A 16,081-nucleotide genomic window follows, 5' to 3' on the forward strand; every position below is an offset into this window, starting at 1 on the left:
CGGCGGCGACCAGCATACTGTCGAAAGGCATATCTCTTCTCCTTGATTGACGGAGAAGAGTGTGAGCGCGGCAGGACACGCTCTCCTTGAGCTGCATCAAAATGCAGCGCCGCATTACGCCGCGGCGAGCTGATCCAGCCGGTCGGTGGACAGCAGCCGCACGCCATCGGGCACCACGACCACGGTCTTTTCCTTGGCGAGCTTGGTCAAAGTGCGGCTGACGGTTTCGATGGTCAGGCCGAGATAGTCGGCGATGTCCTGGCGGCTCATGGGCAGCGGCACGTTGACCGACATCGCGCCGATGCGGCCATAGCGCGCCTGCAGGTTCAGCAGGAATGCGGCCACCTTCTCGTCGGCAGTGCGGCGCCCGAGCAGCAGCATCTGGTCCTGCGCGAGCGAGAGTTCATGGCCGGCAAATTCATGCAAACGGCGCAGCAGATGCGGCTTGCCATCGACATAGCTGAGAAACTGCGCGCGGGAGAAACGGCAGACGCGCACCGACGTTACGGCCTCGGCGGCGACGCCGTAGCGGTCCATCAGCGCAAGTCCCAGGAAATCACCGGGCAGCGCAAAGCCAACGATCTGGCGACGGCCATCCGGTAGCGACTTGTAGAGCCGGACGATGCCTTCGGTCACGTTGAACACGCTACCGGCCAGCGCGCCCTGATCGAACAGCATGGCCTTGGCCGGGAAATTCTTGACCTGGCTGAGGCGATCGAGCTCGTCGAGTTCCGCCGGTTCCAATGCGCCGCAGACGCTGAACAGGCGCACCTTGCAATCGTCGCAGCCGTTGGTGCTGCGGCCGTGCTTGCAGTCGCGCTCTCCGGCACAGGTCTCGGCCGCTGGTTCCGCGAAGGTCATGGCACTGTCCATCTTCGGTTTGGTGATATGTGGCAGGTCTTGAAAATCACTCTACACCATTTGACATGGATCAATCGTGGACGCTTTGACCCATATCAATGCCGAACCAGCCCATCCCCGCCAATTTCGCAGGCCATGCGGGAATCCGGCGATGAATGAGGAATATCAGGCGCAACCAATGGCTTGGGCGGACGCTCGCGCGGCCTATCCGCTCGTCTATCTGCACGATGCCAGCGTTACGCTGGACACATGGCTGGATTTCGTGCGCCGGCGAACCGATGCCGACGGCGGCGACAACGGGCTGATCGTGATCCGCGACCGGCGCGACATCGTCCACGCGCTATTTGCCTACCGGGTCGATCTCGACCTGCGCGGCACCAAACAGCTCTGCATCGCGCAGCTGATCGTGGCCCAGATTCCCGGCTCGCAGATCGACCATGCCGTGGTCGCCTCGACCAGCCAGGTCGCGGCGTCGCTGGGTTGCCCGAGCATCGTGATCGAGCAACCGTTTCAGCTGATGCCGGGCGTCACGTCGCGGACGTCGACCGCAGCGTAACGCGAAAGCGGCCGCGACGCCGGTGGCTGCGCGACAACACTCACATCGCGGACATCACAAGACGAAGTCACCTGCCTTCAAGACAGCGCTGTTCACCTGAACCGCGAAGTCGGCCGCACCATCGCCATCGACATCGCCTTGAAGAAGATGATCGGCGAAGCGCAATTCGCCGGCGATATGTGTGAAAACAGCGCTTCCGACGAAGGCGAACGCTTGATCGCCGGCGGCCTTGCTGTTGGCATCGATTGCCGACAGATCGATCCAGTCGGCCGTGTCTGCGACGATCGACGAAAAGTCGGCGATCTGATCGGCAGCTCCGGGCAGACTGTCCTGCACAGCTTTGAATACAAAACTGTCCGCGCCAGCTCCACCGGTCAAGATGTCGGCGCCGAGCCCGCCTGTGAGCGTATCGTTGCCGCTGCCGCCATCAAGACTATCGTTTCCGCCGCCGCCATCGATCAGATCGTTCCCACCGCCACCGGAAATGCGATTGTCGCCTGCGTCACCCGTCAGCAGGTCCATGGTCCCGCTCCCGATCAGATTTTCGATCGAAATGAGTTTGTCGCCCTCAGCATCTCCCCATTGAATGACACCTGTCGCCAGATTGATATTCACCTGGGCGATGGACGTGCCGTAGTCCGCCGTATCGTTGCCGGCGCCACCGGCAAGCACATCGGCACCTGCGCCGCCGGCGAGGATATCGTCACCCGCATTGCCCCAAAGCTGGTCGTTACCGGCACCGCCATGCAGAATATCATTGCCGGCGCCGCCGGTCAGGGCATCGTTGCCTTCGCCGCCATCCAGCACGTCATTGCCGTCGCGCCCGTCAAGCGCATCCTTGCCGCTACCGCCTAATAACGTGTTGGCGGCACCGTCGCCGATCAACGTGTCGTCGAAGCGACTACCAATGACGATCTCGATCGAACTGAAACTGTCACCGGCGGCATCGCCTCCACTGCCCGTGCCAAGCGTCAGATCGATGTGAACACCAGACGGCGATGTCTCGTAGCGCACCGTATCGATACCGGACGCGCCGGCGAAAGCATCGGCGCCCTTGCCGCCGACGAAAATGTCATTGCCGTCACCGCCCCACATACGGTCGTCGCCATCGCCGCCGAACAGAAAATCATTTCCGGCATCGCCGTAGAGAAAGTCGTTGCCGCCGTCGCCATGCAGGACGTCGTTTCCCGCCGCACCATGTATTGTGTCGCGACCATCGCCGCCGTGAATGATATCGTTATCCGCGGTGCCGGGAAGCACGTCATCGCCCGGCGTGCCATTCGTGATCGTGTTGAACGACATGATGCGGCCGTGGATATCGTCTGCAGCCGGTCCCTGCTCGAACGAGGTCCAGGTCGCGAGAATACGCCCATCGGACAATGTCAGCAGATACGGTCCGGTTTCCGCCAAGCCACCTGTCGAATTAACAAGGAAATCGTTGCCGATCGGAAAAGCGCCCGGAATCAGCAGGCGACCATAGAGATCACTGGCGCCGGTGACGGGATCGGTGGCGTGCCAGACGATCACGGCGCGGCCATCCGGCAGTGCGGCGATCGACGGGGAATCCTGACCGCCGTCAAAATTCGCATTGACGATATTATCGGACACAACCACAGACCCGTCCGGGTTGAGCAGGCGCGCATGAATGTTGCTGTCACCATCCGGTTCCTGCGCGGTCCAGGCCACGAGAATGCGTCCATCCGCGAGAACCGCGGTGGACGCGTCGCTCTGATTGAACTGGGCTCCCGCCAGGATGCGAAAGTCTGGCGCACTCGCGCTGCCATCGGGGTTCACGAACTGGCCGGAGACGTTGTAGCGCCCCTCGTCGGGATCGTACGACCTCCATGTGACGAACGCCCGCCCGTCGGGCAGCGCCGTTACCTTCGGATCATATTGCGTACCCCAGGTGGTCGTATTCACGGTGAAATCGTCGACAGCAACGGTCCCGTCGTCGTGGAGGATCCTCCCGCGGATGTCGCCAAGATATTTCGGATCCCCGCCGTCTGCGGACACGTAGGTCAGCAAGATCTGGCCATCAGCAAGCGTCGTGACGGAAGGCATCTGCGGCAAAATTGCCGTCGATGAATTGACCACCATATCGGCAACGGGATGCCCCTCCGCATCGATGAGGGTGCCGCGAACTTCGGTGACATTGTCGGCGGCGATATAGGACTGCCATGCGACAAAGGCGCGGCCGTCGGAAAGCGCCGTGACCGAAGGCGCTCCCGGATCCCCGCTACGGTCGATCGTGATCTGAAAATCAGGTCCTTGAGGCGTACCGTCCGCCGACAAATAGTGGCCCTGAATTGTATGCGGCTGATGACCGCCGACATCGGTCGCAGTCCACGTGACAAGAATACGTCCGTCGGACAACAACGTTTGGGTTGCGCCCGCCTGATCATTGGCCGTGGTGGAATTGATGGGAAATTCAGGTCCGACAAACGCCATGATGCAGCCCCCAACTCATTTCGCCGGAGCGTGAATCTTTAATCGGACGAATCTGCGGCTGATATTTGTCGAGCGCGCGTTGTTCGTCCTCGCATTGAATCAATTGCATCCCATCGTATGCGTTCGGCGCGGCTGCCTTGTCTCACTGCAACGAGCGCGCTGGCGATCACGTCGACGGCCCGTTCGGTCTCATCGCTTATCGCGATATTCGGTTTTCCACACGCAAGCTCACTCATGCGCGGCGCTGACGGCTGCGCGCACATGGCCACATCATTCTTGCAGCGATCTCCTTCGATCGGCTGACGCATTGCGATAGCGGCGCGACCTAAACAGGTCGCTCAACGCCATCACCGCAATCGCATTCGTTCCGGAGCAACATGACCAATCACGCGATCAACCTGCGACTGGCACGTCCGAGCGACGCTGCGAAGTTGCAATCTTACTTCAGAACGCTGTCGAAGCCCTCGCGCTACAATCGCTTCCTCGGAAATGTGGCCGATCAATCCATCAGCCACATCGCTCACACCATCGACGGTGCTGGCAGCGCCTTCTTCTGCGTGATCGCCACGACGCAATCGGAGAAGTCGCATCACATCGTCGGTGAGGCCGTATGCGCCGCGACCGCCACCGCGGAAGTCGCCCTGTCGGTAGACGACGCCGTCCAGGGATGCGGCATCGGTCGTGCATTGCTGGCGACGGTGGAAGCACTGGCGGCCCAGCGAGGCGTGCAGGAATTGTACGGCACGATCTTCGGCACCAACGATCGCATCCACAAGCTCGCTTGCTCGCTTGGCTATGCCATCGAACGTAGCGATGGCGATTGGACTCACCGCCTCCTGCGCAAGACGCTCCTGCCGCACAGGACCCTTCCATTCATCGCGAGTCCGGCCGTCGGCGCATCACCATTGCCATATCCGGATGACGCGCTGGGCAAGGGGCTGAACCAGGAATGACCTCATCCACATTCATCATTCTCAGCGCCGCCGTGTTCCTGGGAGCATTCGTGTCCGGTCTGGCCGGCTTCGCATTCTCGGCCGTTGCGGGCGCTCTCCTGCTGCATGTCCTGCCACCGACCGAGGCCGTTCCATTGATGATGGCCTGCAGCGTCGCCGTTCAGGCAACGAACCTTTGGGCGCTGCGCGACAGCATCGCCTGGAAGGAGAGCCTGACGCTTGTTATTGGCGGCGTTCTCGGTGCACCGCTTGCGATCTGGCTGCTACAGATCGCCGATGCGCGCATTCTCAAGGAAGGCTTTGGCGCACTGATCGCGATCTACGCCGCATATATGCTGCTCCGGCCGTCGCTCACGCATCTGAACCGGATGACCCGAAATCGAAATGTCATGATCGGTTTCGGCGGCGGCCTCGTCGGCGGACTGACGGCGATGCCCGGAGCTCTGCCAACCATCTGGTGCGACCTGAACGGCGTGCCGAAAGCGCAACAGCGCGGCCTCGTACAGCCGTTCATCGCCGTGATGCAGATCTTCTCGCTCGTCCTGATGTTGTCCCGGCAGCAATTGTCGCCGAACATCGTCAGCGAATTCGCTTACAGCCTTCCCGCCCTGGCCGCGGGTGTCTGCCTCGGAATCTTTGCATTCCGCAACGTGCAGGACGCCACATTCCGACGCACCATTCTCGTCCTGCTGCTGTTCTCGGGCGTGGCCCTCATCGTGTGACGATGCCGTTGCCATGCGGGCCGCAACAGGCTGCCGATACGATCCGCATTCCGACGATCGCGGCGTCATTCGGCCCGGGTGGATTTCAAATCGATAATATCGATTACAAGCGTCAATAATATTCGTTTGTCAAAATTCATGACAGTCCTAGGCTCGAAGGAAGCCGAGGGGCGATGCCGCCCCTCGATGATGCAGGAGCCGACCATGAAAACGATCATCCACCCCGACGTATCGGTCGCTCTCGCGCTGTTCGCCTTTGCCGCGGCGATCATCGCACGCCTGACAGCCACCACGCGTTCCCGGCACAGCGCCGATCAGATCGCGGCCATCGTTGCGACATCGGGATATCCGTCCGGCACCTAGGCGCGCCTCAGCCCCGCATCACGTCCGCCTTGCCGGACGTTTCGGCGCCCTCGCCTGCCCTGCAGGCGCGGGCTTTTTGTTGGCCGCGTCACGCGCGAGGCGATGCATGAGTGCGACTGCTTCGGCGATGATCGCATCGTCGCGATCGCCGGGATAGACGACATAGGCCGGCATCGAGAATTCCGGCGCATCGGCGACGGCATGCAGCCGCCCAGCCTTCAGCTGGGGTGCAACGATGCGGCGCGGGAAATATCCGGAGCCGCCATTCTCCAGCACATGCTGCAGCCCGAGCCAACCGATATTGGCGGTGAGCGATGGCCCGGCGAAATCGGGGAACAGCGCCATGTGGCGTGCGTAGAATTCCGGGCCCCAGTCGATATAGACGTAACCCGACTGCGGCTCCGGCGCGCTGTGCGTGCTGGTCGAGACCAGAATGAGCTGCTCATCGAACAACTGCTCGACCTTGAGGCCGGGCCGGCTCTGCGGCGTATACATCACGCCGATATCGATCCTGCCTTCGACGAGGCCCTGCATCAATTCGGCTTCGAGAGCGCTCTCGGCGCGGATCGCGATATCCGGATGTTTCGCGCGCATCAGCGGCAGCCAGTGCAGCAGATGCTCCTCCCACAGCCCGATGCGACCGCCGACGGTCAGCGTACCGCTGAAGCCTTTCGCAATGCCGACATCCTGCCGCGCATGTTCGACCGTACGTACCAGCGTGGACGCGTGTTTCTGGAACTGGCGGCCGGCCGGCGTCAGCGTCGCACCGGCCTTGTTGCGGACGAACAGCGTCACGCGCAGCAACTGCTCGAGCGTCTGGATCCGCGCGCTGACCGTGGACTGCGTGACATGGAGTTTGTCCGCCGCAGTTACGAAATTGCCGGCGCTCACAACCGCAAGGAATGTCCTGGCCAATTCGGTGTCCATGCGAACGCTCCCCGGCTACGCGCCCTCGTCGAGCGCGACCATCTCGCGCTTCTTGCGCAGTGCAGGCAACAGCGGGGCGATCAGAAGCACCACTGCCAGCAGCAAACAAGCCGCCGAGATCGGCCGCTCGATGAACGTCATGAGATTGCCCTGCGACAGGATCAGTGACTTGCGCAGATTGTTCTCCAGCAGCGGACCAAGCACAAAGGCCAGCACCAGCGGCGCGGGCTCGTAACCGAACTTGCGCATGAAGTAGCCGATCACGCCGAAGCCGATCATGACATAGACGTCGAACACATTGTTGCTGCTGCAATAGACGCCGATGATCGTGAACAGGATGATCAGCGGGAACAGCACGTTGTACGGCAGCTTCAAGAGCTTCACCCACATGCCGATCAGCGGCAGGTTCAGCACCAGCAGCATGAGGTTGCCGATATACATGCTGGCAACGATGCCCCAGAACAGTCCGGGGTTCTGCGTGATCAACAACGGGCCGGGCTGCAACCCGTGAATGACGAAGGCGCCGAGCAGCAGCGCCATGACGACGTTCGGCGGAATGCCGAGGGTCATCAGCGGAATGAAGGCACCGCCTGCTGCCGCGTTGTTCGCCGCTTCAGGTCCGGCAACGCCTTCGATCGCGCCATGACCGAAGCGCTCCGGATGTTTCGACAGCCGCTTCTCCAGCGCATAGGACGCGAAGGACGCGACCACCGCACCGCCGCCCGGCAGGATGCCGAGGAAGAAGCCAAGAATTGTCCCGCGTCCGATCGGTCCGGCGCTGGCCTTCCAGTCTTCCTTGTTCGGCAATAGCTGCGTGATCTTGGCATTGATGATGTCGCGCTTGATCACCTGCTCGGTGTTGAGCAGCACCTCGCCGAGCCCGAACAGACCCATCACCACGGGCACGAGACCGATACCATCGATCAGCTCGATCCGGCCGAAGGTCAGCCGCGGCTGCGCGGTGATGCTGTCTAGGCCGATGAGGCCAAGCACGATGCCGATACAGGCCATCAGCAGCGCCTTGGCCATCGAGCCTTGTGTCAGGAAGGTCAGCACCACGAGGCCGAGCACCATCAGGCTGGCATATTCGGCGGGACCGAAGGCAATGGCGACCGAGGCCAGCGACGGCGCCACCAGCATCAGCATCACCAGCGCAAAAGTGCCGGCGATGAAGGAGCCGAGCGCGGAAATGCCGAGCGCCGGACCGGCACGGCCCTGCTTCGCCATCTGATGGCCGTCGATACAAGTGACGACGGAGGCGGCCTCACCGGGAATGTTGACCAGAATCGACGTGGTCGAACCGCCATACATCGAGCCGTAATAGATGCCGGCCATCATGATGATGCCGGATTCCGGCGTGCCGGACAAAGTCACCGGCAGCAGCAGCGACATCGCCGAGATCGGCCCGATGCCCGGCAGCACGCCGACCAGCGTGCCGATGAAGACGCCGATGAAGCAGTAGAGAATATTGACGGGCTGCAGCGCCACGCCGAAGCCGTGCATGACATTGACGAGAACATCCATGATCCGTGTTTCCCGTCAGCCGATTTCAAACATGCCCGAAGGCAACTGGATCAGCAGGCCGCGTTTCAGCACCCACCACACACCAACAGGCGCCAGCACCGCGAGCGGGATCGCCAAAGTCCAGCGCACGGGATCGATCACGCGCAACAACACCAGCATCAGCGGGATGGTCGAGATCAGGAAACCCAGCGGTTCGAGCGCGAAAGCATAAGCCGAGAGGATGACGATGATCGCGCCCGGCTTGCCCCAGCTTGCACCTTCCCACCGCGAGCCAAAGGTCGGTCCCCCTTCGGTTACCGAAGCGAGAACGATGGTGAGCGCGAAAGCGCACATCAGCAGGCCAATATAGAACAGCATGAAGCCGGAGCCGGGATCGTTGATGGTGCCGAGCTTCAGCTTGAGGCCGGAGCGAATGACGAACACGCCAAGCGCAATGCCGATCACGCCGGTCCAGAGTTCTGAATTGTTCAGCCGGAATGGCGGGCGGGTTTGGTCAGTCATCGTTTCTGTCCCGGGACATCGACATGAAATGAAGGCGCATGCGATGGACCCCATCGCATGCGCCTGACGTCGCTATTCGACGATCAATTCGGCTTCTTGCCCAACCCGATTCCCTCGATCACCTTGCGCTCGGAATTGGTGACCTCGACAACGAATTTCTTGTAGTCCTCGGTGTTCTTGTAATTCGGCACCATGTCGTATTTCGCCAGCGTCGCGATGACGGCGGGATCCTCGATGGCCTTCTTGAAGGCGTCGTGCAGCTTGGCGACGATCTTCGGATCCATGCCCTTCGGGCCGGCGATGCCGAACGGCGAGTCATAGACCATCGGATAGCCGCTCTCCTTCAGCGTTGGCGCATCCGGGAAATTCGGCGACCGCTTGTCGGTCCACACCATTAGGAGGCGCAGCTTGCCTGCATCGACCAGTGGCCGCCAGCCGGTGGAATCCGCCTGCAGCATGGTGTGATTGCCGAGCACGGCAGCGTTGGTTTCAGCACCGCCCTTGAACGGCACCTGCGTGAGCTTGATGCCGGCCATCGCCGCGATCTGCTCCATGCCCACATGCAGCGAGGTGCCGGTGCCCGGCGTCGCATAGGTCACCTTGCCCGGATTGGCCTTGGCGAAATCGACCACGTCCTTCCAGGTCTTGAACTGCGACTCCGCATTCGTCGTAATGCCGAAGGTGTAGCCGGTGAGATGGATGATGTAGGAGAAATCCTTGTCCGGATTCCACGAGACTTCCTGCATCAGCGGCAGACGGAACACGGTGATGGGAATCTGCGAGATGGTGTAGCCATCCGGCTTGGCCGCGGCTGCCATGGTCGCGGGACCGACCGTGCCGCCACCGCCGCCCTTGTTGTCGACCGCGATCGGCTGGCCGAGATGTTTCGACGCCGCGTCCGCGATCGCGCGCATCGAGATGTCGGTGGAGCCACCGGCGGGCCATGGCACGATCAGTGTGATCGGCTTGGTCGGATAGTCCTGCGCCTGGACTGCACCACCGAACATGGTGGCGGCCGCGGAAAGCGCGACAGCAGCGGACAAGGCAAGGCGATTGCGTTGCAACATGTGTTTCTCCCTCTGCGATTCCGGGGGTGATGCCCGGACCGGCTGTATTTTTATTGTCGTTCAGTCTAGCCCGGAACAAACCCAGGAAAAGGACATGTTTCGAACCCGGCTGCGAACGCGTCTTGCGTCTTTGGCAATCAACGATGATTTCACCGCCGCCGCAATTCGCAATCAGGATGAGCCATGCGACATTCCGTCTGCACGCGGAGATCGCCCGGCTGACATATTGATCGCGGCGGACAAGAAATTCCGCCTGTAAAAATAACTGAGAAAATTTTGCCGGTGATGTCGGATCGCGGCAGGCCCACGCGTCCTAAGCGAGACAGTCACCAAAGAGAACACCCAGAGCGTATACCCACAGGAGCCATCCGATGAGCAAAATGATCTTCGTCAACCTGCCCGTCACCGACCTGCCCCGCGCGGTCGCCTTCTATGAAGCGGTCGGCGCGACCAAAAACCCGCAATTCTCCGACGACACCGCCGCCTGCATGGTGTTCTCCGACACCATCCACGCGATGCTGCTGACCCATGACAAGTATCGTCAGTTCACCTCGAAGAAGATCGTCGACGCGAAGACGTCGAGCGAAGTTCTGATCTGCGTCTCCGCCGACAGCCGCGACGAAGTCGATGGTCTCGTGAAGAAGGCCGTGGGTGCGGGCGGCAGCGCCGATCCAACACCCACGCAGGATTTCGGCTTCATGTATGGCCGCAGCTACGAGGATCCCGACGGTCACATCTGGGAAGTGATGTGGATGGACATGGCCGCCGCGCAATCTGCGATGGCTCAGGCCTGATCGAGAGAGGGATAGCAGCGATGTCAAAGATCTCACCCTGCATCTGGTACGAGACCGAGGCCGAGGAAGCCGCCAGATTCTACTGCTCGCTGGTGCCCAATTCCTCCATCGATCGCGTGCAGCGCGCCCCGATCGATTATCCCGGCGGCAAAGCAGGCAACGTGCTAGTGGTCGGCTTCACGCTGGCCGGCCAAAGCTTCATTGGCCTCAATGGCGGCAGCCCCGCCACATTCAGCACGGCCGTGTCCTTCACCATCCATTGCGAAGACCAGGCCGAGGTCGATCGTGCGTGGGACGCCATTTTGACAAATGGCGGCGAGGCAAATGCCTGCGGCTGGATCAACGACCGCTGGGGCGTGCCCTGGCAGATCGTGCCGAACGGCTTTACTGAAATGCTTGCCAGCGAGAATGGCGAGGGCGCCAAGCGTGCCATGACGGCCATGATGGGCATGGTCAAACTCGACATGGCCGCCCTGAAAAAGGCCTTCGACGGCGGCTGAAGCCGGTCCTAAGTGCCTGATCGGGCGACGATAGCGGCCCGGCCCCGAAATCGGCGGCCGGGTGGCAGGAACATCGATTTCAGGCAGTGATTTCAGACGTCGCCTTGCTTGACATCGAGTCCCTCGACTTCTTATATGCCGCGCATTCGCCGGGGGACAATTTGTCCCCTCCGGATGCCGTGGCGGGGTAGCTCAGTTGGTTAGAGCACGGGAATCATAATCCTGGGGTCGGTGGTTCGAGTCCACTCCTCGCTACCAAATTTTCTGCCTACCAAATCTTGCAGACATGTTTCCAAGGCCTTGCATGCGTCGCGAGGCCTTTTTCATGCCCGCAGAGGCGCTTGCTCGGCCTGCGTCCGTGCCCTCTACGATGCGGCGTCTTCGCCCTCGTGCAGTTCTGAGAAGATCTGCTTGTCCTGGAGAATGACTTCAGCGGTCTGCCTGTAATGCGCGGTGAGCAGATCCACGGCATGGTCCGCATCGCCGCTCAAAACAGCAGTCATGATCGCCTGATGCTCGTCCGTCACATGGCGTGACGGGAATGCCTTGCGGATCGACAGACGTCGATAGCGGTAGAGCTGGTCGGCGAGTTGTCCGCAGAACGCGATCAGGGACTGCGAACCGCAATTCCCGATCAAGGTGCGGTGATAGACGCGGTGCAGCCGCTCCCATTCCCGATTGTCTTCGAAGTGTTCGGCATTGAGCGAGCGCGGGGTTCGCCCGAGGCGATGTTGCGCGAGCAGAAGCTGCTCCTCCCATTGCGGCGTCGAGGCCGCCATGGATTCCCGCAGCGCCAGACTCTCGACCCAGCACCGGGTCTTGGTCAGTTCGGCCAGCTCGCTGCGGCTGATATCCGCGACATAGAATCCGCGCTGCTCGCGGCACTCGACCAGACCATCGGCGGTCAGCCGGTTGAGCGCCTCGCGGAGCGGCGTCTGACCGGTCTGATACAGCTCAGTCAGGAAACGCATCTGGAGCTTCCGGCTCGGCTCGAGCCGTCCGGACAGCAGGTCCTCCCGCAACCGGTCATAGACCGTGCTGGCCTGGGTCGAGGACGGCGGCGAAGCCAATTCCAGTGAGGTTGTGTCCACGTGCTTCAATCCCGGAATCATCTGCCTGTCGGCTTCGATTTCTATACACTTTTTCTGATTTCAGAAAAATCTATAAATTTCTATTGTACGAGCCGATTTCTATAGATATTAGTTCCCCAAGGTCCTGAGAGATGACTGCCGGGAGGCGCGACAATGTTTGGCAAGGCTCCGCAAGCGCCTGAGGCATCGGCAGTTTTCGCAGCCGTCCAGCCGCGCATGGCCCAGTCACAGCCATGAGCGCCATCTCCCGATGCACTTGCGGGATCGATATCCACGCGCATGTCGTGCCCTCCTCCTTCCCGGCCTATATGGGCGCGGCGGTGCCGGCCGACTGGCCGTCGATGGCGGATGCCAAACCCTGCCACAAGCATGTGATGATGGCCGGCCGCGTCTATCGCACGGTGTCGGATCGCTGCTGGGATGTCGCCAAGCGCGTCACGGATATGGCGGAGATGGGACTCGGTGAGCAGGCCATTTCGCCGATGCCGGAGCTACTGTCCTATTGGATGGCGCCCGAACCGGCCACTGACCTGCTGCGCTACATCAATGATCAGATGGCCGAGATGATCGCGCATTCCGAGGGGCGACTGGTCGGCCTCGGCGCGGTGCCGCTGCAGGACATCGACCGGGCCATCACCGAGCTACATCGGCTGAAGCACGAACTCGGCTTTGCGGGCATCGAGATCGGCAGCAACATCAACGGCAAGCCGATCGGGTCTCCCGACTTCGACGGATTCTTCGGCGAAGTCGAGAAGCTCGACATGGCGGTGTTCGTCCACGCCTTGCGGCCTTGCGGCATGGACCGCCTCGTCGGCCCGGCGCAATTGCAGCAGGTGCTGGCCTATCCGACCGATGTCGGCCTTGCCGCGGCGTCAGTGATCACCTCGAACCTCTTGCTGCGGCATCCGCGCCTGCGCATGGCGTTCAGCCATGGCGGCGGCACGCTCGCCGCGCTGCTGCCGCGGCTTCAGGAGGGCTATCAGGTCTTCCCGGTGCTGCAGGAGAGCATCCAGGAATCCCCGACCCTGCAGGCCCGCCGACTTTATTACGACGCGCTGGTCTATGACGACCCGACGCTGCTGCATTTGATCGGCAAGTTCGGCGCAACGCAGATCATGCTCGGCACAGACTACCCGTTCGCATTTCACGATCGCACGCCGGCAACGCGCGCCGCATCGGCCATCAACGACGAGGCCACGCGCAATCTCGTCCTTCATGCCAATGCAAGACGTTTCCTCGGCCTTGACGAGCAGGCTTCGCAATGACCCATTTCCCGATCACCGCTCTGCGCAGCGTCGATCTCGACACGCCTGACCTGCTGCGATCCGAGCAATTCTACACATCTGTGTGGGGACTCGAACGCGTGACGCGCCAGGAAGGCGTCACTTACTTGCGGGCCAGCGGCAGCGATCACCATGTCGTCGCCTTGCGGCAGGGCGATCGCCCCGCGCTTCGGGCCATCACGTTCCGACTGCATTCGGATGCGGAATTCGAAACGATCGCTGCAACATCGGTGAAGCACGGGGCCACGCTGCTCTCCGGCCCGGCACCAAATCCGGCGCCCGATGGCGGAACGATCATGACCATCCGCGCCCCGGACGGCGGCGTGCTGCGCTTCGTTCATGGTGACCTGCAACATGCCGAAGCTCCGTCATCGGCCAACCATCCGACACGCCTCGCGCATGTCAACATCAACAGCACCGGTGTCGATGATCTCGCCGCATTCTACGAGCAGGCACTCGGCTTTCGTCTCACCGACCGCTCGAAGATCATGGCCTTCGTTCGCTGCAACAGCGACCACCACGCCATCGTCATCGCCGACGCTGCCGTGAACGGGCTCAATCACGTCGCCTTCCTGATGCCGGATCTCGAAGCCGTGATGCGCGGCTCGGGCCGCATGATCGACGCCGGATTTCCCATTGCCTGGGGCGTCGGCCGTCACGGCCCCGGCGACAATGTGTTTGCCTATTTCATCGATCCGGTCGGGATCGTCATCGAATACACCGCCGAAGTTTTGCAGGTCGATGACAGCTATGTCGTGCGCGGCCCGGCGGAATGGGTCTGGCCACCCGGCCGCACCGATCACTGGGGCATCGCCCCACCCAAGGCCGATCACGTCAAGGCGGCACAGACCGCCATTGGCTACGCCGACGGGAGTACCGCGTGACGCTTTCATCCGAGCAGACACGAAATGATTTTCAGGTCGTCGTGGTCGGCCATGGGCCGTCAGGCGCCATCGCGGCCAGTCTTCTTGGCGACCGTGGCATCCGCACACTGGCCATCGACCGTCAGCTAGAGGTCTATGACAAGCCGCGTGCGATCGCGATCGATCACGAGATCCTGCGCCTGCTCGACAATATCGGCGCTGCCGAGCGCGTGCTGCCTTATGTTGCTCCATTCCCCGCCTCCCAGCATTTCGGCGCCAAAGGGCAGCTGATCCGCCGGATCGACATGGTCGCGGAGCCCTATCCGCTCGGCTACACGCCCAGCATGGTGTTCACGCAGCCGCCGGTCGAAGCTGCCTTGCGCGAACATGCCGCGGCCTATGATAGCGTCGAAGTCGAGCTGGGCACCGAACTGCTCGGCTTCGAGCAATCGACCGACCGTGTGACGCTGCATTTGCGGAACGACCGCGGCGCGACGCGCGACGTTACCGCCGACTACGTCATCGCTTGCGACGGCGCATCGAGCGGCACCCGGCAACAGCTTGGCATCGCATTCGAAGATCTCGTCTTCGATGAGCCCTGGCTTGTCGTCGATCTTCAGGTCAACGACGCCTCCCTCAGCAAGCTGCCGCAGACCGCGGCGCAATTCTGCGATCCGTCGCGGCCCACGACCTTCATCATCGGCCCCGGCAATCATCGTCGCTTCGAAATCATGCTGCTGCCCGGCGAAGATCCGCGCGAGATGGAAACGGCCGCGCAAGTCTGGCGACTGCTTGCGCGCTGGATCACGCCTGATGATGCCACGCTGTGGCGTGCTGCGAGCTACCGGTTTCATGCGCTCGTCGCGAAGGAATGGCGACGCGGCCGCATCTTCCTCGCCGGCGATGCCGCACATCAGCAGCCGCCCTTCATCGGCCAGGGTATGTGCCAGGGTATCCGCGATGTCGGCAATCTGGTCTGGAAGCTCGACCGCGTACTCCGCGGACAATCCAATGCAAAATTGCTCGACAGCTACGGCGAGGAGCGCGGCGAGCATGTGCGCCAGCTCACTTCCCGCATCAAGGCCATCGGTCATGTGATCTGCGAACGCGATCCCGACGCCGCAGCAGCACGCGACGAGCGCATTCTTGCGGAGGATGGCGGCCATCCCCGCACCATCACCCGTCAGGAAATCGTGCCGCCCTTGCAGACGGGACTACTGGCATTTCCCCTCCACCCGGCACACGGCACGTTGTTTCCACAGCCCTGGATCAGGACTGCAGAAGGACGGCGCCGTCTCGATAGCGTCGCCGGCACTGGATGGCGGCTTGTGCTCGATATGCGCAACGAACTGGAGCTCAGTCCCGATCTGCGAGCGATCCTGACTCGGCTGGACATCAGGCCAATTCGCATCGGCCCCTCCGCCGATGACGTACTTACTGAAGAAGATGGCGTTCTCGCTGCCTGGTTCGATCGCCACGGCTGCCATGCCGCCGTCGTCAGACCCGACCATTACGTCTTCGGCGTCGCCAGCGAGACCAGCGCACTCGACGCGCTGCTCACCGATCTTGCTGAGCGGCTCCGATGATCACGCCGGCCGCACAGCGTCGCCACACCACCATTCCCCACG

The 16,081-nt window shown here is 61.9% G+C and carries 16 protein-coding genes and 1 tRNA gene; 10 read left to right on the forward strand and 7 right to left on the reverse strand.

Translation table 11 applies throughout. The annotated features are described in order from the left end of the window. Window positions 1-114 precede the first annotated feature (114 nt). A complete protein-coding gene (locus tag AB7828_RS16485) occupies window positions 115-861 on the reverse strand; it encodes a Crp/Fnr family transcriptional regulator (protein WP_441230645.1) in 747 nt (248 codons plus the stop codon). Between the two features lie 151 nt (window positions 862-1,012). On the opposite strand from AB7828_RS16485, the gene AB7828_RS16490 reads away from it, so the two are divergent. Then, on the forward strand, window positions 1,013-1,417 hold the full coding sequence (locus tag AB7828_RS16490; RefSeq protein ID WP_441230646.1) for a hypothetical protein: 405 nt from the start codon (window positions 1,013-1,015) through the stop codon (window positions 1,415-1,417). A 54-nt stretch (window positions 1,418-1,471) separates the two neighbouring features. Here the strand turns inward: AB7828_RS16490 and AB7828_RS16495 are convergent, their stop codons facing one another. Continuing rightward, entirely contained in the window at window positions 1,472-3,865 is a 2,394-nt protein-coding gene (locus AB7828_RS16495; RefSeq protein ID WP_441230647.1) for a calcium-binding protein, read from the reverse strand. Window positions 3,866-4,242: 377 nt separating this feature from the next. Between AB7828_RS16495 and AB7828_RS16500 the strand changes: the two genes are divergently transcribed. The 3 genes from AB7828_RS16500 (at window position 4,243) to AB7828_RS16510 (ending at window position 5,903) form a co-directional block, all read left to right on the forward strand. Continuing rightward, window positions 4,243-4,818, forward strand: coding sequence for an N-acetyltransferase family protein (locus AB7828_RS16500; RefSeq protein ID WP_441230648.1), 576 nt, complete (start codon window positions 4,243-4,245; stop codon window positions 4,816-4,818). Continuing rightward, entirely contained in the window at window positions 4,815-5,540 is a 726-nt protein-coding gene (locus AB7828_RS16505; protein WP_441230649.1) for a sulfite exporter TauE/SafE family protein, read from the forward strand. The genes AB7828_RS16500 and AB7828_RS16505 overlap by 4 nt, the downstream gene beginning before the upstream one ends. A gap of 204 nt (window positions 5,541-5,744) precedes the next feature. Continuing rightward, window positions 5,745-5,903 (forward strand): hypothetical protein, encoded by a 159-nt coding sequence (locus AB7828_RS16510; protein WP_441230650.1) that lies wholly within the window; start codon window positions 5,745-5,747, stop codon window positions 5,901-5,903. Between the two features lie 18 nt (window positions 5,904-5,921). Here the strand turns inward: AB7828_RS16510 and AB7828_RS16515 are convergent, their stop codons facing one another. From AB7828_RS16515 to AB7828_RS16530, 4 genes are all read right to left on the reverse strand, one after another. Further along, entirely contained in the window at window positions 5,922-6,830 is a 909-nt protein-coding gene (locus tag AB7828_RS16515; RefSeq protein ID WP_439084044.1) for a LysR family transcriptional regulator, read from the reverse strand. 15 nt (window positions 6,831-6,845) lie between these two features. Continuing rightward, window positions 6,846-8,354, reverse strand: a complete 1,509-nt coding sequence (locus AB7828_RS16520) for a tripartite tricarboxylate transporter permease (protein ID WP_309943462.1) — start codon at window positions 8,352-8,354, stop codon at window positions 6,846-6,848. Window positions 8,355-8,369: 15 nt separating this feature from the next. Continuing rightward, complete coding sequence (locus AB7828_RS16525) at window positions 8,370-8,855, reverse strand: tripartite tricarboxylate transporter TctB family protein (RefSeq protein WP_175367854.1); 486 nt, start codon at window positions 8,853-8,855, stop codon at window positions 8,370-8,372. A gap of 83 nt (window positions 8,856-8,938) precedes the next feature. Then, complete coding sequence (locus AB7828_RS16530; RefSeq protein ID WP_246297792.1) at window positions 8,939-9,862, reverse strand: tripartite tricarboxylate transporter substrate binding protein; 924 nt, start codon at window positions 9,860-9,862, stop codon at window positions 8,939-8,941. 431 nt (window positions 9,863-10,293) lie between these two features. Here AB7828_RS16530 and AB7828_RS16535 point away from each other — a divergent pair, with 431 nt between their 5' ends. The 3 genes from AB7828_RS16535 to AB7828_RS16545 all read left to right on the forward strand — a co-directional run bounded on the left by AB7828_RS16535 (window position 10,294) and on the right by AB7828_RS16545 (window position 11,474). Beyond that, window positions 10,294-10,716 (forward strand): VOC family protein, encoded by a 423-nt coding sequence (locus tag AB7828_RS16535; protein ID WP_093757095.1) that lies wholly within the window; start codon window positions 10,294-10,296, stop codon window positions 10,714-10,716. 20 nt (window positions 10,717-10,736) lie between these two features. Beyond that, on the forward strand, window positions 10,737-11,216 hold the full coding sequence (locus AB7828_RS16540; RefSeq protein WP_441230651.1) for a VOC family protein: 480 nt from the start codon (window positions 10,737-10,739) through the stop codon (window positions 11,214-11,216). Between the two features lie 181 nt (window positions 11,217-11,397). Continuing rightward, window positions 11,398-11,474: transfer RNA gene (locus AB7828_RS16545), tRNA-Met, on the forward strand. Window positions 11,475-11,581: 107 nt separating this feature from the next. Here AB7828_RS16545 and AB7828_RS16550 read toward each other — a convergent pair. Then, on the reverse strand, window positions 11,582-12,307 hold the full coding sequence (locus tag AB7828_RS16550) for a GntR family transcriptional regulator (RefSeq protein ID WP_441230652.1): 726 nt from the start codon (window positions 12,305-12,307) through the stop codon (window positions 11,582-11,584). Between the two features lie 233 nt (window positions 12,308-12,540). Between AB7828_RS16550 and AB7828_RS16555 the strand changes: the two genes are divergently transcribed. From AB7828_RS16555 to mhpA, 3 genes are read left to right on the forward strand one after another with little or no spacing between them, the layout of a single operon-like run. After that, window positions 12,541-13,572 (forward strand): amidohydrolase family protein, encoded by a 1,032-nt coding sequence (locus AB7828_RS16555; RefSeq protein WP_441230653.1) that lies wholly within the window; start codon window positions 12,541-12,543, stop codon window positions 13,570-13,572. Then, window positions 13,569-14,474 (forward strand): VOC family protein, encoded by a 906-nt coding sequence (locus tag AB7828_RS16560; RefSeq protein ID WP_441230654.1) that lies wholly within the window; start codon window positions 13,569-13,571, stop codon window positions 14,472-14,474. The genes AB7828_RS16555 and AB7828_RS16560 overlap by 4 nt, the downstream gene beginning before the upstream one ends. Beyond that, the gene (gene mhpA, locus AB7828_RS16565; RefSeq protein WP_441230655.1) at window positions 14,471-16,039 is read left to right on the forward strand and encodes a bifunctional 3-(3-hydroxy-phenyl)propionate/3-hydroxycinnamic acid hydroxylase MhpA; all 1,569 of its coding nucleotides are present in this window, start codon (window positions 14,471-14,473) and stop codon (window positions 16,037-16,039) included. Before AB7828_RS16560 ends, mhpA begins: the two co-directional genes overlap by 4 nt. Window positions 16,040-16,081: the final 42 nt, after the last annotated feature.

It is taken from the genome of Tardiphaga sp. 215_C5_N2_1 (genome assembly GCF_052076055.1).
Classification (GTDB): Bacteria; Pseudomonadota; Alphaproteobacteria; order Rhizobiales; family Xanthobacteraceae; genus Tardiphaga; species Tardiphaga robiniae.

Bases quoted from the DNA above. Each gene is read 5' to 3' on its own strand.
- AB7828_RS16485 (WP_441230645.1), bottom strand. From the start codon at position 861: ATGACCTTCGCGGAACCAGCGGCCGAGACCTGTGCCGGAGAGCGCGAC.
- AB7828_RS16490 (WP_441230646.1), top strand. From the start codon at position 1,013: ATGAATGAGGAATATCAGGCGCAACCAATGGCTTGGGCGGACGCTCGC.
- AB7828_RS16495 (WP_441230647.1), bottom strand. From the start codon at position 3,865: ATGGCGTTTGTCGGACCTGAATTTCCCATCAATTCCACCACGGCCAAT.
- AB7828_RS16500 (WP_441230648.1), top strand. From the start codon at position 4,243: ATGACCAATCACGCGATCAACCTGCGACTGGCACGTCCGAGCGACGCT.
- AB7828_RS16505 (WP_441230649.1), top strand. From the start codon at position 4,815: ATGACCTCATCCACATTCATCATTCTCAGCGCCGCCGTGTTCCTGGGA.
- AB7828_RS16510 (WP_441230650.1), top strand. From the start codon at position 5,745: ATGAAAACGATCATCCACCCCGACGTATCGGTCGCTCTCGCGCTGTTC.
- AB7828_RS16515 (WP_439084044.1), bottom strand. From the start codon at position 6,830: ATGGACACCGAATTGGCCAGGACATTCCTTGCGGTTGTGAGCGCCGGC.
- AB7828_RS16520 (WP_309943462.1), bottom strand. From the start codon at position 8,354: ATGGATGTTCTCGTCAATGTCATGCACGGCTTCGGCGTGGCGCTGCAG.
- AB7828_RS16525 (WP_175367854.1), bottom strand. From the start codon at position 8,855: ATGACTGACCAAACCCGCCCGCCATTCCGGCTGAACAATTCAGAACTC.
- AB7828_RS16530 (WP_246297792.1), bottom strand. From the start codon at position 9,862: ATGTTCGGTGGTGCAGTCCAGGCGCAGGACTATCCGACCAAGCCGATC.
- AB7828_RS16535 (WP_093757095.1), top strand. From the start codon at position 10,294: ATGAGCAAAATGATCTTCGTCAACCTGCCCGTCACCGACCTGCCCCGC.
- AB7828_RS16540 (WP_441230651.1), top strand. From the start codon at position 10,737: ATGTCAAAGATCTCACCCTGCATCTGGTACGAGACCGAGGCCGAGGAA.
- AB7828_RS16555 (WP_441230653.1), top strand. From the start codon at position 12,541: ATGAGCGCCATCTCCCGATGCACTTGCGGGATCGATATCCACGCGCAT.
- AB7828_RS16560 (WP_441230654.1), top strand. From the start codon at position 13,569: ATGACCCATTTCCCGATCACCGCTCTGCGCAGCGTCGATCTCGACACG.